The organism is Nonomuraea cavernae (assembly GCF_014646355.1).
Taxonomy (GTDB): domain Bacteria; phylum Actinomycetota; class Actinomycetes; order Streptosporangiales; family Streptosporangiaceae; genus Nonomuraea; species Nonomuraea cavernae.
Genome location: NZ_BMNH01000011.1, coordinates 178,657 through 201,076 on the forward strand (window position 1 = coordinate 178,657; position 22,420 = coordinate 201,076).

Genomic DNA, 22,420 nt, shown 5'->3' on the forward strand with positions numbered 1-22,420 from the left:
CATGCTGCACATCACGACTCCGGGGCACGCGCGATGACCGGTAGGCCGGCCACGACGGACCTCGTGGTGATCGGCGCCGGCACGGCCGGCCTGCCGGCCGCCATCGAGGCCGCGCGCCACGGGCTGCGGGTCACCGTCATCGAGAAGGCCGACCGGATCGGCGGCACGCTGTGGCGCTCCTGGGGCCAGCTCTCCGCGGGCGGCACCTCGCTCCAGCGCTCCAAGGGCATCCGCGACAGCCCCGACCTGCACTTCGACGACGTCATGCGGATCAGCAAGAACACCGCCGACCCCGTCCTCGTCAGGCTCGCGGTGAGCCACGCGCCCGCCACCATCGAGTGGCTGATGGAGTCCGGGTTCGACATGGACCCCGAGGCCCCGGCGGTGCTGCACTTCCACGAGCCGTACCTGCTGGCGCGCACCTACTGGGGGCGCAACGCGGGCCGGTCGGTGCTGGACGTGCTCGCGCCCGCGTTCGAGGAGGCCACGGCCGGTTCCGTGACGCTGGAGCTGAACACCGAGCTGGTCGAGCTGCTCGCCTCGGCGCCCGGCCGGGTGGACGGGCTGACCGTCCGCCGGCCGGATGGAACGCTCCACGACATCGAGGCGCGGGTCGTCATCCTCACCAGCGGCGGCTACGCCGGCAACCCCGAGCTGTTCCCCCGGTTCACCGCGGGCTCGCCGCTGGCGGGCCCCGGCTCGCCCGGCGCGGACGGCTCCGGCCTCCTCGCGGCCGTGGCCGCGGGCGGGCGGGTACGCGGCCAGGAACGGTTCCTCCCGACGTACGGCGGCGTGCTCAAGTCCGGCAGCTCGTGGGAGACCGTGCATCTGGACGACTACCCGGCGCTGACCCCGCAGGCCCGGCAGCCGTGGGAGATCCACGTGAACGCCCGGGGCGAGCGGTTCGTGGCCGAGGACGCGCCGAGCGTCGACCTCCGCGAGAACGCCCTGCTGGAGCAGCCCGAGCTGAAGTTCTGGGTGGTGTACGACGCCACGATCCGCCGGGAGGCGCCCGCGCTGTTCCCGACCTGGAGCGAGACGGAACTGGACGACGCGTTCGCCGGTCACCCGTCGTTCGCCATGGCCGATGACCTGCGGACGCTCGCGCAGGCCGCCGGCCTCGACGCCGACGGGCTGGCCCGCACCGTGGCGGCCTACAACGAGGCCGTCGCCTCGGGCAGGGACGAGTTCGGCCGGACGCACCTGCCCGCCCCCATCGCCGAGCCGCCGTTCCACGCGGTGCTGAACCACGGCTCCACGCTCAAGAGCCCGGCCGGCCTCGCGGTGGACGGCGAGCTGCGGGTCCTCGGCCCCGACGGGCCGTTCGAGAACCTGTGGGCGGCGGGCGAGGTCCTCGGTGGCAGCACCTTGTCCGGCAAGTCCTTCGTGAGCGGCATGAGTGTCACCCCGGCCCTCGGTTTCGGCCGGATGCTGGGACGCCGGGCGGCCGGCGCGGACACCGATCCAGGGAGCATGTGATGTGGAACAGGCCTGACGTCGACTTCATCCAGAGCCAGGACGTGCCGTGGCAGGCGGTCCCCGAGGGCGACTTCGGCGCCGCCCAGAGCGGGCGGAAGCGGCTGCTCAGCGGCGACGCCGGCACCGGCGCGGAGACCGCGATCCACCGCCTCACCGGACGGCACTCCGGAGTGCTGGCCAGCGCGGTGGACCTGTTCGTCATCGGCGGCGAGGGCGTCCTCGACGGCGAGCCGCTGCGCGTCGGCGACTACGTCTACGCGCAGGCCGGCACGGCCCTCGACCTGGTCGCCTCGGTGCGCGGGCTCACCGTCTACTGCGGTTTCTGGGGAGCGCCCGGCTTCGCGCCGGGCACCGGCTCCGGCGAGCCGCCGCTGCGGATCGCCACCGAGCGCGAGCCGTGGGTGCCCGCCGGATGGAGCGGCGAGGTCCAACTGGAGACGGGCGCCATGTCCAAGGTGCTGCGCTCCGACGACACGGTCTTCGTCTACCTCGCGGGGATGATGCCGGGCTGGAAGTCGCCGCTGGAGGAGGCCCACCCCCAGTACGAGGAGTCCTTCAAGATCTACGGAGACGTCATGATGGGGCCGCTCGGCGTCATCAGGACCGGCGGCTACTTCTTCCGGTCCCCGCACGTCTTCCACGGCCCGCTCTACTCGCGTGGCGGAACGATGTCGTTCATCCGCTCGGACGCGGCCCCCACCACCGAGTATCGCGACCCCGGACCAGGCGGAGCCTGGGACGAGCTGTCGGCGACCGCGTATGTCGACTGACGGCGCCCCTGCCAGCACCAGCACCACCGACCGTGGAGTAACGATGAACCATCCCGCCGGCGTCACGCCGTCGCCGGATCCCGCGCCCGCCGGCGGCGCGGCGATCTCCATCAAGGGCGTCGGGAAGGAGTACACGACCGACGCCGGGCGGGTCCGCGCACTGCTGCCGACCGACCTGGAGATCAAGCCCCGGGAGTTCGTCGTCCTGCTGGGACCGTCGGGCTGCGGCAAGACCACCCTGCTGCGCATGCTCGGCGGCCTGATCACCCCGACCGAGGGCTCGATCACGATCGGCGACAAGACGCTGTTCGCCGAAGGCGACGCCAACCCGTCGCAGGAGGCGCTGGGCTCGCTCGGGTTCGTCTTCCAGCAGGCCACGCTCATGCCGTGGCGCAAGATCTGGAAGAACATCGCGCTGCCCCTCGAGGTGAAGCGGGTCAAGAAGAAGGAACGCCGCGAGCGGGCCGAGGCGCTCGCCGAGAGCGTCGGCCTGTCCGACTTCCTGGAGCACTACCCTCGCGCGCTGTCCGGCGGCATGCAGCAGCGCGTCGCCATCGCCCGGGCGCTGATCCACCGGCCGTCCATCCTGCTGATGGACGAGCCGTTCGGCGCGCTCGACGCGATGACGCGCGACCAGATGAACGCCATGCTGCAGCAGCTCTGGATGGACACCGGCAAGACGGTCGTCCTGGTCACGCACTCGATCTCCGAGGCGGTGTTCCTCGCCGACCGCGTCGTGCTGCTCTCGCAGCGCCCCGGCCGCATCCAGGACATCGTGGACATCGACTTCGAGCGTCCCCGGGGCCTGGACATCTCCAAGGATCCCCGGTTCGGCCAGATCGTGCAGCGCCTGCGCGCCCAGCTCGGCGAGGTGTCATGAGCGAGCCGACCGGCGCGACCTCGGCCCTGGCCGGGTTCGCGGCCGGCCTGCGTTACGACGACCTGCCCGAGGAGGTCGTGGCCAAGGCGCAGGTCCTGCTGCTGGACTTCTTCGGGGTCGCCCTCGCGGGCAGCCGCGTGCCGGAGATCGCGGCCATCACCGGCCTGGTCCGCTCGCGCGGCGGACGGCCGGAGGCCACGGTGCTCGGCACCGACTTCGCCACCTCCGTGCCCGACGCCGCCTACCTCAACGGCTGCGCCTCCGACGTGCTGGAGCACCAGGACGGCTACCGGTTCGGCGGGTTCCACCCGTCCCACGCGCTGCCGGCGCTGCTCGCGGTGGCCGAGTCCACCGGCGCGAGCCTGCGCGACCTGGTCGTGGCGGCCGTGGCCGCCTACGAGGTGGCCGACCGGATCGGCCGGGTCCTGCACCCCGGCGCCACCGCCAAGGGCTGGTTCCCGGTGGCGGCCGGCTACGGGGCGGCGGCCGGCTGCGCCAAGCTCCTCGGGCTGGACGCGGCGGGCATCGCCTCGGCGATGGGCGCGGCGGGATACTTCGTGCCCGCCGTGATGATCGAGCAGATCTTCACCGGGCACACCGTCAAGCCCGCGTTCGCCGGGCAGATCGCCAGGTCCGGGGTGGAGGGCGCGCTGCACGCCCACGCCGGGCTGAGCGGCTGGCCGGAGGTGCTGGAACATCCGAAGGGCATGATCGCGCTGTTCGGCGGCGCGGCGGGCGACCCGCGGCTGACCGACGGGCTCGGCACCGAGTGGACCATCCTGGAGGTGCACCAGAAGCGCTTCGCCGGCTGCCGCCACACGCACGGAGCCGCCCAGGCGTGCGTGGACCTCGCCACCGAGCACGACCTGGACCCGGCCGAGGTCGCCGACATCGACGTGGAGACGTACGACGTGGCGCGGATCCTGGTCGAGCGTTCGGTGACGCCGGCCGAGTCGGCGATCCCCTGCACGCTGAGCCTGCCGTACGTCGCCGCGGTCGCCGTCGTGGACCGCGACGTCTCCGGCGCCCAGTACGCGCCCGGCAAGCTGGCCGACCCGCTGGTGCACCAGGTGGCGTCCCGGGTGCGGATCCGGGTGTCCGACGAGATGAACGCCCTGTACCCCGAGTTCACCGCGACCCGGGTGATCGTCACCACCCGTGGTGGCGAGCGGTACGAGAGCTTCGTCGACCTGCCGGCCGGCGACCGGCGCGCCCCGCTGAGCAGGGAGGAACTGCTCGGCAAGTTCCGCGGGTACGCGCGTCCCGTGACCGGCGAACGGGCGGCGGACCAGGCGGCCGACCTGGTGCTCTCGCCGCCGGGCGGCTGCGCCGTACGGGAGCTGACCGCCCTGCTGATGGCCTGACCGCCGGCACGCCCCCCGCGAGAAGCCGACCGCGAGAAGCCGACCGCGAGAAGCCGACCGCGAGAAGCCGACCGCGAGACCACCGCGAGACCACGGGAGAGAAACCTTGCTCAGTCCTGACAGTCCCCAGCACGTCATCACGCCCGAGGAGTTCACCGCCGAGGCGTTCGCCCCCTACGGCGAGGTGATGTCGCTGGACGCCACTCCCAAGCTGCCGATCAACTTCTACTCGGGCGCCAACGCCGTGCACGGGCCGGTCCGGCTCGACTCCGACACCCCGCCGGAGTTCCTGGTGTTCCGGGTCGGCCTGCGCGGTGACAACCTGCGCTACCTGGAGCGGCACGTCGAGATGACCCAGACGATGATCCCGCTGGGCGGCCGGCCGTACGTCGCCGTGGTGGCGCCGCCGCAGGTGCCCCTGGACAACGGCTTCCCGGTGCTCGACGAGATCAAGGCGTTCATCATCCCCGGCGACGTGTCCATCAACCTGTACCGGGGCACCTGGCACGAGCCGCCGTTCCCCTCGGTCGACGGACAGCTCTTCCTCATCACCAGCCACGAGCGGCTGACCCGGGGACTGCAGTGCAAGGTGGACGAGAACGGCGAGCTGGACCAGCTCGACGTGGAGAAGCGCAACCCGTTTCACCGCACCGGCCAGCGCGTGCGAGTCCGGCTGCCATGACCGTGACGACCAGCGGCAAGGCCGGCGTCCGGGCCATCGGCTCGCCGGTGCGTAAGGCCGACGGGCCCGCCCTGCTCACCGGGCGCGGCCGGTTCCTGGACGACTACAGCCTGCCCGGGACGCGGCACGCCGTGGTGGTGCGCAGCGAGCTGGCGCACGCCCGGATCGTGGACGTCGACGTGCGCGCCGCCGCGGCGAGCCCCGGCGTGGTGCTGGTGCTCACCGGCGAGGAGGCCGCCGCGCACGCGGGGCCGATCCCGCACTTCATCGAGCCGGCCGCGCGCGGCGGACGGCACGCCGACGTGCGCTGCCTGGCCACCGGCAAGGTCGTCTACGCCGGCGAGCCGGTCGCCGCCGTGGTCGCGGGCACGCGCCGCGAGGCCGAGGCCGCCGCGGCGCTGGTCCGGGTGGAGTACGAGCGGCTGCCGCACGTGCTGGACGCGGACGCGGCGCTGGAGCAGGACGCGCCCCGGCTGTACGAGGAGTGGCCGGACAACGTCATCCTGCACAACCACTACGGCACCGGCGACGTCGACGCCGCCCTGGCAGGGGCCGACCTGGTCGTCTCCGACACGATCCGGATCTCCCGCACCACGACGGCCCCGATCGAGCCGCGCGGCTACCTGGCCTCCTGGGACGACCTGGACGGCACGCTGACGGTGTACGGGTCGCTGCAGAACCCGCACCAGCTCCGCTGGATGCTGGCCACGAGCCTCGGCCTGGACGAGACGGCGATCCGGGTGATCACCGCGCGGGTCGGCGGCAGCTTCGGGCTGAAGATGCAGGGGCACCCGGAGGAGACCCTGGTCTGCCTGCTCAGCAAGCTGACCGGCGCGCCGGTGAAGTGGATCGAGGACCGCCGCGAGTGCTTCATGGCGGGGGCCCGGGAGCAGGTGCACCGGTTCACGATCGGCGCCATGCGCGACGGCCGGATCGTGGCCGTCCGCGACCGCATCGTGGCCAACACGGGCGCGGTGTCGGCGCAGGCCGGCTGGGCGATGCCGAACATGTCCGCCACGACGCTCGCGTCCGGCTACACCGTGCCCAACGTGCGGGCCGAGCTGCACGTCGTGGTGACCAACAAGCCGCCGTTGAACGCCGCCCGCGGCTTCGGCAAGGACTCGGCGCACTTCGTCATGGAGCGGATGGTCGACCTGGTGGCCCGCGGCCTCGGCGCCGACCCGGCGGAGGTGCGGCGGAAGAACTTCATCCCGCCGGACCGGTTCCCCTACCGGACCGCGACCGGGCTGAACATCGACAGCGGCGACTACCCCGGGCTGCTCGACAAGGCGCTGCGGGTACTCGACTACGACGCCCTGCGCCTGCGGCAGGCCGAGCTCCGCGCGGCCGGACGACACCTCGGCATCGGGCTGGCCTTCGAGCTGACCCCCGAGTCGGCCGACGGCCCCGGCTCCTTCGTCTCGGGGTTCGACGTCACGACGGTGCGGATGACCATGACCGGCGGCGTGACCGTCTACACCGGCGTCACCTCGCCGGGCGGCGGCAACGACACCGGGATCGCGCAGATCGTCTCCGACGAGCTCGGCGTGCCGCTGAGCTGGATCACCGTGGTCCAGGGCGACACCGAGCGGTGCCCGAGCGGGTTCGGCAACTTCAGCGGGCGCAGCATGGTGGTCGGCGGCGGGTCGGCGGCGCTGGCCGCCCGCGACGTGCGCGCCAAACTGGCCGTCGTCGGCGCGCGGATGCTCGACGTGCCGGTGGACGAGGTGAAAGTCGCGGACGGGCGGCTCCGGGCGACCGGCGACGGCCGGTCCGTGCCGGTGCCGGAGGTGGCCGCCGCCGTGCTGACGCGGGCGTTCGCCATCGCGAACGACGTCGAACCGGTCCTGGAGGCCACCCGCGCCTACAAGCCGGGCAACATCGACCACGTCCCGGACGAGCGCGGCCGGATCCAGCCGTACCCGACCTACTCCAACTGCCTGCACGCCGCCGTGGTCGAGGTGGACCCGGAGACCGGGGTGACGAAGCTCGTGGACTTCGTGATGGCGCACGACTGCGGCGTCATCATCAACCCGGCGCTGGTGGAGGGGCAGGCCCACGGGGCGATCGTGATGGGCCTCGGCGCGGCGCTCTCCGAGCGGCTCACCTACGACGCCGACGGCCGGCTCACCAGCGACCGGTTCAAGACCTACCTGATGCCCCGGGCGGGCGACCTGCCCACCATCCGCCTGGAACACCAGGTCACCCCCAGCCCCTTCACCATGTACGGCAACAAGGGCGCGGGCGAGGCGGGCGTGGGCGGCGCGCAGGCCGCCGTGGCCAACGCCGTCGAGGACGCGCTCGCGCCCTTCGGCGTCACGGTGCGCGAGGTGCCGCTGTCCCCGCCGGCCGTGCTCGCTCTGATCGACGAGGCGCGCACCCGATGATCACGAAGAACTTCGCCTACCACGCCCCCGCCGATCTGCACGGGGTCGTCACCGCCCTGTCCGCGGCGTCCGGCACCGCCGTGGTCCTGGGCGGGGGCACCATGCTCGTGCCCGACATGACGCACGGCAAGACCGTGGCCGACGTGGTCGTGGACCTGTCGCGGGCCGGGCTGTCCGGGATCACGCTCGACGGCGGCGGCGGCCCGCACGACGGACCCGTGGCCGACGACGGCGTGAGCGACGGTCGCGTGGCCGACGGTCGCGTGGCCGACGGTCGCGTGGCCGACGGTCGCGTGGCCGATGGCGGCGTGGTCGTGGTCGGCGCCACGACCACCTACGCGCACGTCCTGTCCGACCCCCGCAGCCGGACGCTGGCCCCGCTGCTGCGCCGCGTGGCGGGCGGCGTGACCGGCGGCCCGCAGATCCGCAACAAGGGCACGATCGGCGGCTCGGCCTGCTACGCCAACCCGTCGTCCGAGGTGCCGGCCGCCCTGGTCGCCCTGGGCGCGCGGCTGCGGCTGGCGTCGGCCGGAGGCACCCGCGAGGTCGCCGCCGGCGACTTCTTCACCGGCGCCTTCGCGACCGCCCGCCGTCCCGGCGAGGTGCTCGCGGCCATCGCGCTGCCGGCGCCCACCGGCCCGTGTCCGGGCTACACGAAGCTGAAGCTCAACGAGAGCAGCTGGCCGATCGCCACCGCCGCCTGCGTGCCGGGGCCGGACGGCGCCCTGCGCGTGGCGCTCGGCGCGGTGGCCGCGACGCCGCTGCTCGTCACGCTCGACCCGCCGGAGGCCGGGGTCGCCGACCCTGCCTGGCGGGCGCACGTACGCGAGGTCGTCGACGCGGCGCTCGCCGAGCCGTGGAGCGACGTCCTCGCCGACGGCGACTACCGCAGGCGGGTCGCCCCCGTGGTGGCCGTGCGAGCCGTCGCCGACGCGCTGCAGCAAGCCGAAGGAGAGTCGTGAACAGGATTCGCCTGGTCGTCAACGGCCGGGAACGCGAGATCGAGGTCGAGGCGTGCAAGCTCCTGGTGCACGCGGTGCGGGAGGACGTGGGCCTGACCGGAACCCACGTGGGCTGCCTGACCGGTGACTGCGGCGCGTGCACGGTCCTGGTCGACGGCGCGTCGGTCAAGTCCTGCTCGGTGCTGGCCGTGCAGGCCGACGGCGCCGAGATCACCACCATCGAGGGCGTGGCCGGCGACGACGAGTTGCACCCCGTCCAGCGGGCGTTCTGGGACGAGTTCGGGTTCCAGTGCGGCTACTGCCTGCCGGGCATGCTGCTGACGGCGCGCGAGCTGCTCGACCGGATGCCCGACCCCGACGACGACGCCATCGTCCAGGCGATCAACGGAAACCTGTGCCGCTGCACCGGATACGGCAGCATCCTGCGCTCGATCCGCTGCGCGGCCACCCGGATGGCCGCGTCCGGCGAGCCGGCGGAGGAGGCGTCATGAGCGGCGGCACCGGCGCGGCCGTGGCGGTGGTCGAGGACTTCCTCGCGGCCCTCGGCCGGGGCGACCGCGACGCCGCGGCCCGGCACCTCGCCGACGGCGCGGTCATGATCTTCCCCGGCGGGCGGCGCCACACCACCCTGGACGAGCTCGCGGCGGCCTCGGCGATCCGCTACCGGCACGTCGACAAGCACCGCGAGGAGTACGAGGCGTTCACCGACGAGGCCGGCGACGTGGTCGTCTGGTCCATGGGAACGCTGTTCGGCGAGAACAACGCCGGTGTCCGCTACGACGGCGTCCGCTACGTCGACCGCTTCCGGCTGCGCGACGGCAAGATCGTCGAGCAGCGCGTCTGGAACGACCTGGCGCAGAGCGGCGTGCTCGACGCCCGCGCGGAGACCGAGATCGAGCCCCAGTGGCGCGCCCGCGCCTCTGGCGGAGAGCCGGCTCCGCCCAGCTGACCCCCAGCCTGACGACCCCTGTACGAGACCCCCATCAAGGAGACCTTCCATGGCCCGCAAACTGGTACTGCTCACCTACAACCTCAAGCCCGGCACCGACCTGGCGGAGTACGAGGACTACACCCGCAACGTCGACTACCGCGCCTTCCGCCAGAACCCCCGGATCCAGGACTACGCGAACTTCGTGATCAGCCGGAACGTCCGCGGCGAGGAGTGGTTCAAGCACTTCGACCTGATGTACGTCGACGACCACGACGCCTACCACGCCGACGGGAAGCTGCACTACGGCGACCCCGTCATCCTGAACCACGCGGCCGAGTGGCGCGACAGGTGGGCCAAGGACGACGCGAGCGGCTGGCGCGGCCAGGTCAACATCTCCTACGCGGACGAGATCTGGGGCTGAGACCCTTCACGAGCAGTCGGTAGGACCTCGCAGTGGTAACCGGAGCCGGCGGCGGAGCCGTCGAACCCCCCGCTATCCCTTCCGCGTCCGAGGAGCCCGGCGAGGCGGGATCGGCGCGGCGCGCGGTCACGCTGGCCGTCCTGCTCGGCATGACGTACATGTATCCCGCCTACCTGGCGGGGACCCTCGGCGTCGCCATCCGGCTCGACCTGGGCCTGGACAGTGCGGCGCTGGGCCTGACCATCAGCCTGTTCTACGCGGTCAGCGCGGTCGCCATGTCGTTCGGCGGCCGCATCGCGGACCGGATGGGCCCGCGCCGCGCCCTGCGCCTCGCGGCCGCGATGACGGGCGCCTCGCTGGTCGGGGTCGCGGTGTTCGGCGGCTCCTGGGCCGGGCTGCTGGTGTCGCTGGCGGTGGGTGGCGTCGGCTCGGCCGTGGGCGGGCCGATCGGCGCGCTGCTGATCGTCCGCAACGTGGGCCTGGCCCGGCGGCCCATGGCGTTCGGCGTCGAGCGCGCCTCGCTGCCGGCGTCCACGCTGCTGGCCAGCCTGGCGCTGCCGCTGCTCGCCACGATCATGCACTGGCGGCTGGTGTTCCTCGTCGGGACCGTGGCGGTGGTCGTGCTCATGACGCTGCGCGTCCCCGACGCGTCGCCCCCGGCGAGGGCGGGCGGCGTTCCGGAACCCCGGGTGCCGCTCACGCCGCTGCGGCCGTTGCTGATGATCACCGGGGCCTTCTTCCTGTGCTCGGCCGCGGCCAACGCGCTGAGCGGCTTCTTCGTCGACTACGGCGTCACGGTCGGGCTCAGCCAGAGCGCGGCGGGGACGGCGCTGGCCGCGGGCAGCGCGGTGATCATCGCCGTCCGGCTGGGGCTGGGGCTGGGCCGACGCCGTCGCCACGGCAGGCTGACCGTCGCGGCGCTGATGGCGGTGGGAGCCTGCGGCTTCCTGCTGCTCGCCTCCGGCGACCGGATGCTGGGCCTGCTCGGCATGCTGATCGCGGGCGGCGCCGGCTGGGGCTGGACCGGGGTGATCGCCCTGGTCATCGCCGAGGCCTATCCGGCGGGTCCCGGCGCGGCGTCGGGGCTGATGCAGGCCGGCGGCTCAGCCGGGGGCATCGTGGGGCCGCTCGCCGTCGGCGCCGCGGCGCAGTACTCCTCCTACTCCCTTGGCTGGGCGCTGGCCGCGCTGTTCGTCGCGCTGGCCTCCGTCCTGGTCCTCCTCAATCGTGCGGCATGGAAGGAAATCCGATGAACGCGAGAGGCGCCTTCACGGCCTCCGCCGAACCGCCCGCGGCCTGCGACGTGCTGGTCCTCGGCAGCGGCGCGGCGGGTCTGGTCGCCGCCTGCCGGGCCGCCGACGCGGGCCACCACGTCGTGCTCGTCGAGCGGGCCCGGTCGCTGGGCGGCTCGACGGCCGTCTCGGGCGGGGTGATCTGGGTGCCGGGCAACCACCTGATGGCGGCGGCCGGGTTCCCGGACACGCGGGAGGACGCCGTGGCGTACCTGACCGCGGTGACGCGCGGCGCGGTGCCGCACGAACGGATCGAGTGGTTCCTGCGCACCGCCCCCGAGGCCGTGCGCTACCTGTGCGACGAGACCGAGGTGGGCCTGGCCGCGCTCGGGCGGCCCGACTACCGGGCGGACGCGCCGGGGGCGGTGGCGGGCGGGCGCGCGCTGGACAACCTGCCGTTCGACGCCCGCGCCCGTCCCGGCCTCGACGAGCTGCTCAGGACGCCCACGTACCTGCCGTCGATCACCATGGTCGAGCGGGAGCACGGGCACGGCCTGGATCTCGGCGCGCTCTCCCGGCAGCGCGCCGAGCAGGGCATCAGGACCATGGGAGGCGCGCTCGCCGGAGCGCTCGCCCTGTCCGCGCACGACCGCGGGGTCACCTTCGTCACCGGCGCCCGGGCGACGGCCATGGACCGCGCCGGCCAGGCCTGGGACGTCAGCGTGGCGTCCGGCGGCGGCCTCCGGCGGGTCCGCGCGCGGCGCGCGGTCGTGCTGGCCAGCGGCGGCTTCGAGTGGAACGCCGAGTTGCAGCGCGCCTTCCTGCCCGCGCCGCTGCTGCCGATCGGCGCGCCCGGCAACGCGGGCGACGGCCTGCTCATGGCGCTGCGGGCGGGGGCGGGGGTGCGTGACATGACCGCCTCGTGGGGCGTTCCCGCGTTCCAGGATCCGGACGCCCGCTACGACGGCCGGCCCACCGGCCGGCTGGCGAACGTCGAGCTGACCCGTCCCGGGTCGGTGATGGTGAACGCCGCCGGTCGCCGGTTCGTCAACGAGGCGCAGAGCTACCACGACCTGACCAAGGTGTTCAGGGAGGTGGACCCGGCCACCGGCGTGCCCCGGCACTCCCCCGCCTGGCTCGTCTACGACAGCGGTTACGGCGAGCGCTATCCCGTCGCGGGAGCGCCGCCGGGGACGACGCCCGCGTGGGCGGTGACCCGGCCCACGCTGCGGGAGCTGGCCGGTGCCTGCGGGATCGACGCCGACGGCCTGGCCGCGACGGTGGAGGAGTTCAACGCCGATGCGGCCGAGGGCACGGACCGGCTGTTCGCGCGGGGCTCGTCGGTGGCGGACCGCCACCTGGGCGACCCGGCGGTCGAGCCCAACCCGTGCCTGGCGCCGATCGGCCGGCCACCGTTCACGGCGGTGCCCGTGCACGCGGCGACCCTCGGCACGTGCGGGGGTGTGGTGACCGACCACGACGGCCGGGTGCTGTCCACCTCCGGGGAGCCGGTGGCGGGCCTGTTCGCCGCGGGCAACGTCGCGGCGACGCCGTTCGGCGACTGCTACCCCGGCGGGGGGACGTCGCTGGCGGCCGCGGTGGTGCGCGCGTACGCCATCGGCCCGGCGCTCGCCGGCTGAGCGCCGGCCGGTGCCTTCAGGTGGCGCCCGGTGAACGGTGCGTTGACCTGGCAAGAAGCAATGAACTAACCTCTGAGCGGACCAGCGTTCGCTATAGCGGAACATGGAGCTAAGGTGGAAGACGGGCCGCTGACGGGACTGAGGGTGCTGGACGCGTCCACCATCCTCGCCGGACCCCTGTGCTGCCAGATCCTCGGCGACCAGGGCGCCGAAGTCATCAAGATCGAACACCCGGTCAACGGGGATGGCATGCGAGGGCACGGACCGTCCAAGGACGGGGTGCCACTCTGGTGGAAGGAGATCTCCCGCAACAAGCGGGCGCTCGGGGTGAGCCTGTCGGCTCCCGAGGGCGCCGACATCCTCCTGCGGCTGGCCGTGACGGCCGACGTGCTGGTGGAGAACTTCCGGCCCGGCACGCTCGAACGCTGGGGCCTCGGACCGGAGGCGCTGCACGAGGCCAACCCCCGGCTGGTCATCGTCCGCATCACCGGCTTCGGCCAGCGGGGACCGTACGCTGCCCGCGCCGGGTTCGGCACGCTGGCCGAGGCGATGAGCGGGTTCGCCCACCTCACCGGTGAGGCCGGCGGCCCGCCGACCCTGCCGGCGTTCGGCCTGGCCGACAGCATCTGCGGCATCGCCGCGTCGTCGGCGACGATGATGGCGCTGTGGGCCCGGCAGCGGACCGGGCGGGGCGAGGTCGTCGACCTGAGCCTGATCGAGCCCATCATGGCCGCCGTCGGGCCGGGGCCCACGGTCTACGACCAGCTCGGCGTCGTCGGCCGGCGGCAGGGCAACCGGTCGTCCAACAACGCCCCGCGCAACACGTACCTGTGCAAGGACGGCGGCTGGGTCGCGGTGTCGACCAGCGCGCAGCGCATCGCCGAACGGGTCCTGACGCTGGTGGGCCACCCCGAGGTCATCGACGAGCCGTGGTTCGCCTCCGGCCGCGAGCGGGCGGAGCACGCCGACCTGCTCGACTCCTACGTGGGGTCGTGGATCGCGGAGCGCACCCGCGATGAGGTGATGGCGGAGTTCGAACGGGTGGGCGCGGCCGTCGCGCCCGTCTACAGCGCCCGCGACCTCGTCGAGGACCCGCACGTGCGGGCCACCGGCATGCTCACGCACGTCGAGGACGAGGACCTCGGGCCCGTGCTCATGCACAACGTGATGTGGCGGATGACGGGCGCCCCCGGCCGCATCCGCTTCACCGGGCGGCCGCTCGGCGCCGACACCGACGGGATCCTCCTGGACGAGCTCGGCTTCGACGCCGAGACGGTGGAGGATCTGCGCACCAGGCGGGTGATCGCATGACAGGCGTCGGCATCACCGGCGTTCGGACCAGTGACGAAGGACGAGAAGCGTTGAGCCCAGAAGCGTTGAGCCCAGAAGAGTCGAGCCCAGAAGCGTTGAGCCGAGAAGAGTCGAGCGCAGAAGAGGCGCATGCGACCACCACGACCGGCCTGCTGCTGCGGGCCGTCCAGGACGGGATCCGGATCTACGACCTGGGACGGCCCCTGACCATCGGGATGCCCCAGTCGCCCAACCACCCGGCCTTCTGGCACGCGCTGCCGCGCCGTCACGGCGACATGGTCCGGGCCGACGGCGGCTCGGCCGCCAACGACGTCATCACGATGGGCACCCACGTCGGCACGCACATCGACGCCTTCTCCCACGTGTCGCAGGACGGCAGGCTGATCGACGGCTCCGACGCCGTGGAGGCGAGCCGGGGCGGCAGGTTCGCCGCCCTCGGGGCCCACACCATCGCCCCGATGCTCCGCCGGGGCGTGCTGCTCGACGTGCCGGCCGCCCTCGGCACGCCGGAGGGCTGCGCGCCCGGCTACGAGATCACCCCCGACGACCTGGCGGCGACCGCCGAGCGGCAGGGCACGCCCATCGGCGCCGGCGACGTGGTCCTCATCCGCAGCGGCTGGGGACGCCTGTTCGGCGACCGCGACGCCTACACGGGCCTGGAGTCGGGTGTGCCCGGCGTCGGCGAGGCCGGCGCGACCTGGCTGGCCGACCACGAGCCGCACGCGGTCGGCGCCGACACCATCGCCTTCGAGTGTCTCAAGCCGGGCGGCGGCCACAGCCTGCTGCCGGCCCACCGTGTCCTGCTCGTCGAGCGGGGCGTCTACATCATCGAGACGATGGTGCTCGACGAGCTGGCCGCCGACGGCGTGCACGAGTTCGCCTTCGTGCTCTCCCCGCTGCCCATCTTCGGCGCGACCGGGTCCCCCGTGCGCCCCCTGGCGGTGGTCGGCCGTGGCTGAGACTCCGGCCCTCGCGGGCGAACTGTCCCGGTTCGCGGCCGGGACGCTGACCGGGCCGCTGCCGGACGCGGTGACCGAGAGCGTGCGCCGCCGGATCCTCGACGTGCTGGGGCTCTGCGTCGCCGCCTACCGGCTGCCGACCAGCGCCGCCGCCGCCGGTTACGTGGCCGACCAGGGTGGCGCGCCGCAGGCCAGCGCCGTCGGCGTGGCCGACCGCCTGCCCGCCCCGCAGGCCGCCTTCGCCAACGGGGTGCTCGCCCACTCGCTCGACTACGACGACACCCACCTGCCGTCGGTGCTCCACCCGAGCGCGGCGGTCGTGCCGGCCGCGCTCGCCGCCGCCGAGTCCTCCGGGGCCTCGGGAGCCGACACGGTCGCCGCGGTGGCCGCCGGGCTGGAGGTCGCCGTACGGCTCGGCATGGCCGGCTACGACAGCGAGCTCGGCAACTCGGTCTTCTTCGAGCACGGCCAGCACGCGACTTCCATCTGCGGCGCGATGGGCGGCGCGGTGGCGGCCGCGCTGCTGATGGGGCTCGGCGCGGACGGTGTCGGGCACGCGCTGGGGATCACCGCGTCCTTCGCGTCCGGCATCATCGAGGCCAACCGCACCGGCGGCACGGTCAAGCGGCTGCACTGCGGCTGGGCCGCGCAGTCGGCCGTCACCGCCGCGGAGCTGACCCGGCGCGGCTTCACCGGCCCGCCCACCGTCCTGGAGGGCCGCTTCGGCTTCTTCGAGGCGTTCCTGCGCGGCGAGACCGACCTGGACCAGGTGCTCACCGGGCTGGGCGAGGAGTGGGCGGTCCCCGGGATCTTCTTCAAGCCCTACCCGGCCAACCACTTCACCCACACGGCCGTCGACGCCGGCATCGCGCTCCGGGAGCGGGGCGTCCCGCTCGACCGGATCGAGCACATCGAGCTGGGCGTGCCGTCGGCGGTGATCCGCACCATCGGCCAGCCGCTCGACCAGAAGCGGGCCCCGGAGACGGGCTACCAGGCGCAGTTCAGCGGGCCGTACGCGGTGGTCGCCGGGCTGGTCGGCGGGTCCGGGCTCGGCGTGGGCCTCGACGACTACACCGACGAGCTGGCCCGCGACCCGGCCCGCCGGGCGTTGATGGCCCTGGTCGACGTCGTCCCCGACGAGCGCTGCGACGCCATCTTCCCGCACCAGTTCCCCGCGGTGGTCCGGGTGCGCTCCGACGACGGCCGCGAGTGGACCGAGGAGGCGCTGGCCAACCGGGGCGGCCCGGCCCGGCCGCTGTCCGACGCCGAGCTCGCGCGCAAGTTCCGCGAGAACGTGGCCGGCCGGCTGCCGGAGGAGTCCGCCCGGACCGTACGCGACCTCGTCATGCGGCTCGACCACCTGCCCGGCGTGGCGGAGGTCATGCGCCCGCTCACCCGGCTGACCGAGACCCCGCCTTCCGCCCTCTGAGCCTTCAAAGGAGAACCACGTGGCATCGTTCGACGTGATCGTCACCAACGTCCGGGTCGTCCGGCACGACCGGCCCGAGCCGGAGACCGCCGACATCGGCATCCTCGACGGCCGGATCGCCGCCGTCGCGCCGGGCCTCGACCCTGCCGGGGCGCGCACCGTCGTGGACGGCGGCGGCAAGCTGGCCTTCCCCGGCGCGGTGGACGCCCACCAGCACTGGGGCATCTACAACCCGCTGTCCGTCGACACCGAGACCGAGAGCCGGGCCTGCGCCCAGGGCGGCGTCACCTCCGCCCTCACCTACATGCGCACCGGCCAGTACTACCTCAACAAGGGCGGTCCGTACGGGGAGGTCTTCCCCGAGGTCCTGGCCGCCTCCGAGGACCGCTCGTACGTCGACTACGCCTTCCACCTCGCGCCCATGATGCGCGGGCACATCGACGAGATCCCCGCCCTGGTGCGCGAGCACGGGGTGACGTCGTTCAAGGTGTTCATGTTCTACGGCAGCCACGGCCTGCACGGGCGGTCCGCCGACCAGAACGCGTTCCTCATGATCCCGGAGGGCGAGCGGTACGACTACGCGCACTTCGAGTTCGTCATGCGCGGCATCCAGGCGGCCCGCGAGCAGTTCCCCGACCTGGCCGACGAGATCTCGCTGTCCCTGCACTGCGAGACGGCCGAGATCATGAGCGCGTACACGAAGATGGTGGAGGAGGAGGGCACGCTCACCGGCCTCGCGGCCTACAGCGCCTCCCGTCCTCCGCACTCGGAGGGCCTGGCGGTCAGCATCGCCTCCTACCTCGCGCACGAGACCGGGCTGCCCACGATCAACCTGCTGCACCTGTCGTCGGCCAAGGCGATGGACGCGGCGCTGCGGATGGCCGAGGCGTTCCCGCACATCGACTTCCGCCGCGAGGTGACCATCGGCCACCTGCTCGCCGACATCACCACCGCGAGCGGCATCGGCGGCAAGGTCAACCCGCCGCTGCGCCCGCGCGAGGACGTCGAGGCGCTGTGGGGCCACCTGCTCGACGGCAAGGTCGACTGGGTGGTCAGCGACCACGCCTGCTGCCGCGACGAGCAGAAGTTCGGCGAGCCGCGCGACGACGTCTTCGTGGCCAAGTCGGGGTTCGGCGGCGCCGAGTACCTGCTGCCCGGCCTGATCAGCGAGGGCTCCCGGCGCGGGCTGTCCTATGGCGACGTCGCCCGGCTGCTGTCCTGGAACCCAGCGCGGCGGTTCGGCCTGCGGACCAAGGGCGCGATCGCCGAGGGCCTCGACGCCGACTTCGTCCTCGTCGACCCGGACTCGTCCTGGACCGTGCGCGCGGCCGACTCCGAATCCACCCAGGAGTACACGCCGTTCGAGGGCTTCGAGCTGACCGCGAGGGTGACCGACACCTTCCTGCGCGGCCGGCAGGTGCTGGAGGACGGCAAGATCGTGGGCGACCCGCAGGGCCGCTACCTGGCGAGGCCGGTCACCGCCTAGCGCCGACCGTGCCGCGCTCTCCTCTCAGCGCCCCCCGGCGGGGCGTTGAGAGGAGGACCTGCCGACGCCGGCGAACAATCCTCCGGCGCCGCCCTCAGGGGATGAGCGCGACCTTGCCGGTGACCCGGCGTTCCAGGAGGTCGTCCAGGATCCGGGCCCCGGACTCCAGCGGGGCGGTCGCCGGGGCGGCCGGGCTCAGCGCGCCGTCGTCGACGAGGCCGAGGAGCTCGGTGAGCAGCGCGTGCTGCCCCGCTCGATCGGACATCGACCAGGCTCCCCAGTCGACGCCGATGACCGCGCGGTTGCGCAACAGCACCTGGTTGAGCGGCAGCGACGGGATGGCCCCCGAGGCGAACCCGATCACCAGGTAACGGCCGCCCGGCCGCAGCGACCGCAGCGCCGGATCGGCCAGGTCACCGCCCACCGGGTCGTAGACCAGGTCGACCCCGCCGGGGGAGAACTCGCGGGCCGCCTCCTTGACGCTCCGGGCGGTCGTGTCGACCACGGCGACCGCTCCCGCGTCGCGCGCGGCCCGCCGTTTGTCCTCGCTCGACGCGCCGGCCAGCACCGTCGCGCCGAGCGTGGTCGCCACCCGCACCGCGGCCAGCCCGACCCCGCCGCCCGCGCCGAGGACGAGCACGGTCTCCCCCGCCCGCAGCCCGCCCCGGTCCCGCAGCGCGAACAGCGCCGTGCAGTAGCTCTGGGTGAACGTGGCGGCCCGGGCCGCGTCCAGCGCGCCGGGAATCTCCACCGCGCCGGCGGCCGGGACGGCGACCCGCTCGGCGAACCCGCCCAGCCCGCACATCGCCACCACCCGCGTGCCCACCGAGGGCCAGGTCACGTCCGGCGCGACGGCGCTGACCGTGCCGGCGACCTCGCTGCCCGGCACGAACGGCGGCGGCAGCTTGATCTGGTAGCGGCCGTGGACGAACAACGCGTCCACGTAGTTGACGCCCGCGGCCTCGACGTCGATGACGATCTGGCCGGCGGCGGGCTCCGGGGCCTGCGTCTCGGCCACCGTCACCGAACCCAGCTTCTCACAGATCAACGCGCGCATCCCGCCACCCTACGCGGCAACCGAACGGCGTTCTACCCGGGACGGGCGGTCACGCGCCGCCGCCGGAATTGGAGCCTGCGCGGCCATCGTGAGACGATCACCATCGTGACCGGCCTCCCCAGCTCGCCATCCCGTCGTCGCCGTGCCTTCGCGGCGGCCGGGGGCTTCCGGCTGAACGTCCCCACTGATCTGGTCGTCACCTGGAGCGGTCGATGAACACGCACCCACTCGACGGCAGCGGCCCGCAGGCGAGGACGACCCTGCCCCTCAGCTCCCCCTCAGCCGGCGTCCGAGGAGTGACCGAGACCGCCGCTCCCCCGATCGGCCCGCCGGTGACCAGCGTCGGGGAGATCGCCGGGCTACGACCGCGCCGCCGGTCCCGCGACGGCGGCGAGGTGCCCGGCGACGACGTCGACCTGGTCGACGCCCTCGACGCGCAGGCCCGGAGCACCGTGGCCGGCTGGCTGGCCGACACGCCTTCCCTGACCGGCCGGCGGACCCGGCTGCGGGTGCTGGCCGCCTTCCTGCGCTGGCTGCACGCCCTTCGGCCCCCGGTCGAGCTGCTCGCGGTCACCGAGGAGCACCTCGACTCCTACCGCGACGCCGCCGCCGCCGGCACGCTCACCGTCGGCGTGCGCACACCCGGCAAGCCGCTGGGCGGCTCCACGGTGGCCAGGAGGCGCGCCACCCTGGCGTCCTTCCACACCTACGCCCGGCTGCGCGGCGCGCCGGCGCACGGTCCCGCCGGCGAGCCCGCCGAGCCCGCCGAGGCCACCCGCGCCCGCCGGCCGCTCTCGCGCGAGGAACGCCGGCTGTTGCGCCAGGGTGTCGCCCGGCTGGCCGCCGACGGCCGGCTGGCCACCGCCGCCGCCGTCGCGCTGCTGGAGGGCACCGGAGCCCCGATGGGCACGCTGGCCGGCCTGACCGCCCGCGGGCTGCGTACCGTGGCCGAGGTCGACGGCACCGAGCACAGTGTCATCACCTTCCGCAACCACGGAGGTGACATCGTCGCCGTCCCGGTGCCCCGGCCGGCCCGCCTGCTGCTGGACGTGCTGCGCCGCGGCCGGCCCGCCGGCGAGCTGCTGATCACCAGGGAAGACGGGCAGCCCGCCGACCCCGCGTGGATCGGCGCCGCGCTCATCGACGCCGCCCTCGCCGGCGGCATCCCGGGCGAGCGGGCCAGGCGGTTGCACCCGCACCTGCTGTGCGCCGCCACGATCGGCGAGCTCCTCGACGGATGGTGCTTCCCGGCGTCCCCGCGTTAGGCCCCGGCCCCGGCACCTCGCTGATCGGCGCGGTTCAGCCCACCAGACGGTCGACGAGGAGCGATGCGCCGATGCCGATCATGGCGGCTCCGGACAGACGTCCGATCAGGCGGCCGGCGGAACGGCCGTGCAGGAGCGCGCGGGTGAGCCGGCCGACGGCGAGGTAGAACAGGCCGCAGGTGGTCGCGAAGGCCAGGCCGAGCACGCCGATCTGCGCGGCGACCGGCCAGGCGGCACGCGGGTCGGTGAACTGCGGGAGCAGGGCGAGGAAGATCAGCAGCCCTTTGGGGTTGAGGCCGCTGACGCCGATCCCGCGCAGGAAGGTGTTCCAGTCGGTGCCGGCCGGGCCGTCGGCGGGCGCGGTGAGCGTGGCGGGGCGGGCGAAGGTCGTCGCGCCGTGCCAGATCAGGTAGAGGCCGCCCACCACGGTGAGGCCGGTCAGGATGGCGGGGTTCGCGGCGACGAGGGCGCCGACCCCGGCCGCGACGACGAGGGTGACCACGGTGTAGCCGGCGACCAGCCCGCCCACCGCCGGATACACCGACCGGCCACGCAACCCGGCGCCGATGGTGAACGCCCAGTCGGCGCCCGGCACGACGATGAGCAGGAGCGCGACGCCCCAGAAGGCGAACACGGAACCGGCCGTCACGCACACCATCTCCCCTGATAGCGATGATGGGCGAAGAATAGTGTCGATCAGCCGGAAAGTGCTTCCAACTCTTGCCCCGTTCTGCGGCTACTGTGGAAGAATCTTCTACATGGACGCGATCGACCGGAAAATCCTTGCGCTGCTGCAGGAGGAGGGCCGTCTGACGATCACGGAGCTGGCGGCGCGGGTGGGCCTGAGCGTCTCGCCCTGCCACCGCCGGCTGCGGGAGCTGGAGCGCGGCGGTGTCATCCGCGGCTACCGGGCGATCGTGGACGCGGCGGCGGTCGGCCTGACGTTCCAGGCGCTGGTGTTCGTCACCATGCGCCAGGAGGACCGTGACACGCTGCTGGGCTTCGAGGAGGCGGTGGCGCGGGTGCCGGAGGTGGTCCAGGCCCAGCGGTTGTTCGGCGACCCCGACTACCTGCTGCGCGTCGTCACCGCCGACCTGACCGCCTACCAGGAGCTGGAGGACGACGTGCTGTCGGCGCTGCCGGGCGTGCAGCGGCTCAACTCCACGCTCGTGATGAAGCACGTGGTGAACGACCGGCCGCTGCCCGCCTAGACAGGACGGTCCCCGGGTGGTCAGCCCGCCGTCGCCTCCAGCAGGTCGCGCACCTCCTCGGCGGTGGTCTCCCGGAGCTCGTCCGAGAGGAGCAGCCAGCGGGTGATGCCCACCGATTCGAGGAACCGCAGGTCGTGCCCGGCGATCAGGAGGGCGCCCTGGTAGGAGTCGAGGGCACCGGTCAGCTGCCGGACGCCGGCCACGTCGAGGTTGTTGGTCGGCTCGTCCAGCATCAGCAGCTGCGGGGGCGGCGCGGCCAGCATCGTCGCCGCGAGGGCGGCCCGGAAGCGTTCACCGCCTGACAGTGTGCCCGCCGGCTGCTCGGCGCGTGCCCCCTTGAACAGGAACCGCGCGAGCTGCGCGCGGATGTGGTTGTCGGCGACGCCGGGAGCCAGGCGGGCCACGTTCGCGGCGACGCTCAGCTCGTCGTCCAGCACGTCCAGCCGCTGCGGCAGGAACCGCAGCGGCACGAGCGCCCTGGCCTCGCCCGCCAGCGGCGCGAGCTCACCGGCGAGGGTCCGCAGCAGCGTGGTCTTGCCGGATCCGTTGCGCCCGACCAGCGCGACGCGTTCGGGCCCGTGCACCTGGAGCTCGCCGCCCCGCAGCCCGCCGAACCGCAGGCTCAGCTCGCGCAGTCGCAGCACCGTACGGCCGGCGGGCACGGCGGTGTGCGGCAGGCTCACCCGGATCTCGGCGTCGTCACGGATCGCGTCCGCGGCCTCCTCGCGCCGCTCGCGCGCCTCCTCCAGGCGTTCCTCGTGCAGGTTGCGAAGCTTGTCCGCCGACTCCTGCGCCGACCGCTTGCGCTCGCCGGCGACGATCCTCGGGGCCCGCCGCTGGGCGTCCAGCTTCTTGCTGTGCCGCTGGCGGCGCGCCACCTTGATCTGGGTCTCCTCCAGCTCGCGTTTCTGCCGCCGCACGTCCGCCTCGGCGGCCCGCAGCATCCGCCCGGCC

Annotated in this window: 20 protein-coding genes and 1 pseudogene; 18 read left to right on the forward strand and 3 right to left on the reverse strand. The window is 73.7% G+C overall.

Annotated features, from left to right (window positions below):
* Positions 1-33: 33 nt before the first annotated feature.
* From IEY82_RS19765 to IEY82_RS19840, 16 genes are all read left to right on the forward strand, one after another.
* A complete protein-coding gene (locus IEY82_RS19765; RefSeq protein WP_189125625.1) occupies positions 34-1,479 on the forward strand; it encodes an FAD-dependent oxidoreductase in 1,446 nt (481 codons plus the stop codon).
* A complete protein-coding gene (locus IEY82_RS19770) occupies positions 1,479-2,249 on the forward strand; it encodes a hypothetical protein (protein ID WP_189125626.1) in 771 nt (256 codons plus the stop codon). The genes IEY82_RS19765 and IEY82_RS19770 overlap by 1 nt, the downstream gene beginning before the upstream one ends.
* A gap of 43 nt (positions 2,250-2,292) precedes the next feature.
* Positions 2,293-3,129 carry an ABC transporter ATP-binding protein gene (locus tag IEY82_RS19775; RefSeq protein ID WP_189125627.1) on the forward strand — a complete coding sequence of 279 codons (837 nt, stop codon included), beginning with the start codon at positions 2,293-2,295 and terminating at the stop codon, positions 3,127-3,129.
* Entirely contained in the window at positions 3,126-4,493 is a 1,368-nt protein-coding gene (locus IEY82_RS19780) for an MmgE/PrpD family protein (RefSeq protein WP_189125628.1), read from the forward strand. Before IEY82_RS19775 ends, IEY82_RS19780 begins: the two co-directional genes overlap by 4 nt.
* Before the next feature lie 106 nt (positions 4,494-4,599).
* The gene (locus IEY82_RS19785) at positions 4,600-5,175 is read left to right on the forward strand and encodes an ureidoglycolate lyase (protein WP_189125629.1); all 576 of its coding nucleotides are present in this window, start codon (positions 4,600-4,602) and stop codon (positions 5,173-5,175) included.
* Entirely contained in the window at positions 5,172-7,562 is a 2,391-nt protein-coding gene (locus tag IEY82_RS19790) for a xanthine dehydrogenase family protein molybdopterin-binding subunit (RefSeq protein WP_189125630.1), read from the forward strand. The genes IEY82_RS19785 and IEY82_RS19790 overlap by 4 nt, the downstream gene beginning before the upstream one ends.
* The gene (locus tag IEY82_RS19795) at positions 7,559-8,524 is read left to right on the forward strand and encodes an FAD binding domain-containing protein (protein ID WP_189125631.1); all 966 of its coding nucleotides are present in this window, start codon (positions 7,559-7,561) and stop codon (positions 8,522-8,524) included. Before IEY82_RS19790 ends, IEY82_RS19795 begins: the two co-directional genes overlap by 4 nt.
* Positions 8,521-9,015, forward strand: a complete 495-nt coding sequence (locus tag IEY82_RS19800) for a (2Fe-2S)-binding protein (protein WP_189125632.1) — start codon at positions 8,521-8,523, stop codon at positions 9,013-9,015. Before IEY82_RS19795 ends, IEY82_RS19800 begins: the two co-directional genes overlap by 4 nt.
* Positions 9,012-9,473 (forward strand): nuclear transport factor 2 family protein, encoded by a 462-nt coding sequence (locus IEY82_RS19805; RefSeq protein WP_189125633.1) that lies wholly within the window; start codon positions 9,012-9,014, stop codon positions 9,471-9,473. The genes IEY82_RS19800 and IEY82_RS19805 overlap by 4 nt, the downstream gene beginning before the upstream one ends.
* A gap of 49 nt (positions 9,474-9,522) precedes the next feature.
* Positions 9,523-9,876 (forward strand): RedY/HapK family protein, encoded by a 354-nt coding sequence (locus IEY82_RS19810; RefSeq protein ID WP_189125634.1) that lies wholly within the window; start codon positions 9,523-9,525, stop codon positions 9,874-9,876.
* A gap of 32 nt (positions 9,877-9,908) precedes the next feature.
* Positions 9,909-11,129, forward strand: a complete 1,221-nt coding sequence (locus IEY82_RS19815; RefSeq protein ID WP_189125635.1) for an MFS transporter — start codon at positions 9,909-9,911, stop codon at positions 11,127-11,129.
* Positions 11,126-12,748, forward strand: coding sequence for an FAD-dependent oxidoreductase (locus tag IEY82_RS19820; protein ID WP_189125636.1), 1,623 nt, complete (start codon positions 11,126-11,128; stop codon positions 12,746-12,748). Before IEY82_RS19815 ends, IEY82_RS19820 begins: the two co-directional genes overlap by 4 nt.
* Before the next feature lie 114 nt (positions 12,749-12,862).
* Positions 12,863-14,059, forward strand: coding sequence for a CaiB/BaiF CoA transferase family protein (locus IEY82_RS19825; protein WP_189125637.1), 1,197 nt, complete (start codon positions 12,863-12,865; stop codon positions 14,057-14,059).
* Between the two features lie 95 nt (positions 14,060-14,154).
* Positions 14,155-15,018, forward strand: coding sequence for a cyclase family protein (locus tag IEY82_RS19830; protein ID WP_225263376.1), 864 nt, complete (start codon positions 14,155-14,157; stop codon positions 15,016-15,018).
* Complete coding sequence (locus tag IEY82_RS19835) at positions 15,011-16,447, forward strand: MmgE/PrpD family protein (RefSeq protein ID WP_189125638.1); 1,437 nt, start codon at positions 15,011-15,013, stop codon at positions 16,445-16,447. The genes IEY82_RS19830 and IEY82_RS19835 overlap by 8 nt, the downstream gene beginning before the upstream one ends.
* A gap of 19 nt (positions 16,448-16,466) precedes the next feature.
* On the forward strand, positions 16,467-17,933 hold the full coding sequence (locus IEY82_RS19840; RefSeq protein WP_189125639.1) for a dihydroorotase: 1,467 nt from the start codon (positions 16,467-16,469) through the stop codon (positions 17,931-17,933).
* A gap of 94 nt (positions 17,934-18,027) precedes the next feature.
* On the opposite strand, the gene IEY82_RS19845 is transcribed toward IEY82_RS19840, so the two are convergent.
* A complete protein-coding gene (locus IEY82_RS19845; RefSeq protein WP_189125640.1) occupies positions 18,028-18,990 on the reverse strand; it encodes an NADPH:quinone oxidoreductase family protein in 963 nt (320 codons plus the stop codon).
* Positions 18,991-19,202: 212 nt separating this feature from the next.
* Between IEY82_RS19845 and IEY82_RS19850 the strand changes: the two genes are divergently transcribed.
* Positions 19,203-20,255, forward strand: coding sequence for a site-specific integrase (locus tag IEY82_RS19850; protein ID WP_189125641.1), 1,053 nt, complete (start codon positions 19,203-19,205; stop codon positions 20,253-20,255).
* 34 nt (positions 20,256-20,289) lie between these two features.
* Here IEY82_RS19850 and IEY82_RS19855 read toward each other — a convergent pair whose 3' ends face one another.
* Positions 20,290-20,913, reverse strand: a complete 624-nt coding sequence (locus tag IEY82_RS19855; RefSeq protein WP_372459735.1) for a LysE family translocator — start codon at positions 20,911-20,913, stop codon at positions 20,290-20,292.
* Between the two features lie 100 nt (positions 20,914-21,013).
* Here IEY82_RS19855 and IEY82_RS19860 point away from each other — a divergent pair, with 100 nt between their 5' ends.
* Positions 21,014-21,466, forward strand: coding sequence for an Lrp/AsnC family transcriptional regulator (locus IEY82_RS19860; RefSeq protein WP_189125643.1), 453 nt, complete (start codon positions 21,014-21,016; stop codon positions 21,464-21,466).
* Between the two features lie 202 nt (positions 21,467-21,668).
* Here IEY82_RS19860 and IEY82_RS40365 read toward each other — a convergent pair.
* Positions 21,669-22,410 (reverse strand): annotated as a pseudogene (locus IEY82_RS40365) (ATP-binding cassette domain-containing protein); the annotation flags it as partial.
* Positions 22,411-22,420: the final 10 nt, after the last annotated feature.

Coding starts and splice junctions, on each gene's coding strand:
- IEY82_RS19765 (WP_189125625.1), top strand. CDS start 34: ATGACCGGTAGGCCGGCCACGACGGACCTCGTGGTGATCGGCGCCGGC.
- IEY82_RS19770 (WP_189125626.1), top strand. CDS start 1,479: ATGTGGAACAGGCCTGACGTCGACTTCATCCAGAGCCAGGACGTGCCG.
- IEY82_RS19775 (WP_189125627.1), top strand. CDS start 2,293: ATGAACCATCCCGCCGGCGTCACGCCGTCGCCGGATCCCGCGCCCGCC.
- IEY82_RS19780 (WP_189125628.1), top strand. CDS start 3,126: ATGAGCGAGCCGACCGGCGCGACCTCGGCCCTGGCCGGGTTCGCGGCC.
- IEY82_RS19790 (WP_189125630.1), top strand. CDS start 5,172: ATGACCGTGACGACCAGCGGCAAGGCCGGCGTCCGGGCCATCGGCTCG.
- IEY82_RS19795 (WP_189125631.1), top strand. CDS start 7,559: ATGATCACGAAGAACTTCGCCTACCACGCCCCCGCCGATCTGCACGGG.
- IEY82_RS19805 (WP_189125633.1), top strand. CDS start 9,012: ATGAGCGGCGGCACCGGCGCGGCCGTGGCGGTGGTCGAGGACTTCCTC.
- IEY82_RS19810 (WP_189125634.1), top strand. CDS start 9,523: ATGGCCCGCAAACTGGTACTGCTCACCTACAACCTCAAGCCCGGCACC.
- IEY82_RS19820 (WP_189125636.1), top strand. CDS start 11,126: ATGAACGCGAGAGGCGCCTTCACGGCCTCCGCCGAACCGCCCGCGGCC.
- IEY82_RS19845 (WP_189125640.1), bottom strand. CDS start 18,990: ATGCGCGCGTTGATCTGTGAGAAGCTGGGTTCGGTGACGGTGGCCGAG.
- IEY82_RS19850 (WP_189125641.1), top strand. CDS start 19,203: ATGAACACGCACCCACTCGACGGCAGCGGCCCGCAGGCGAGGACGACC.
- IEY82_RS19855 (WP_372459735.1), bottom strand. CDS start 20,913: ATGGTGTGCGTGACGGCCGGTTCCGTGTTCGCCTTCTGGGGCGTCGCG.
- IEY82_RS19860 (WP_189125643.1), top strand. CDS start 21,014: ATGGACGCGATCGACCGGAAAATCCTTGCGCTGCTGCAGGAGGAGGGC.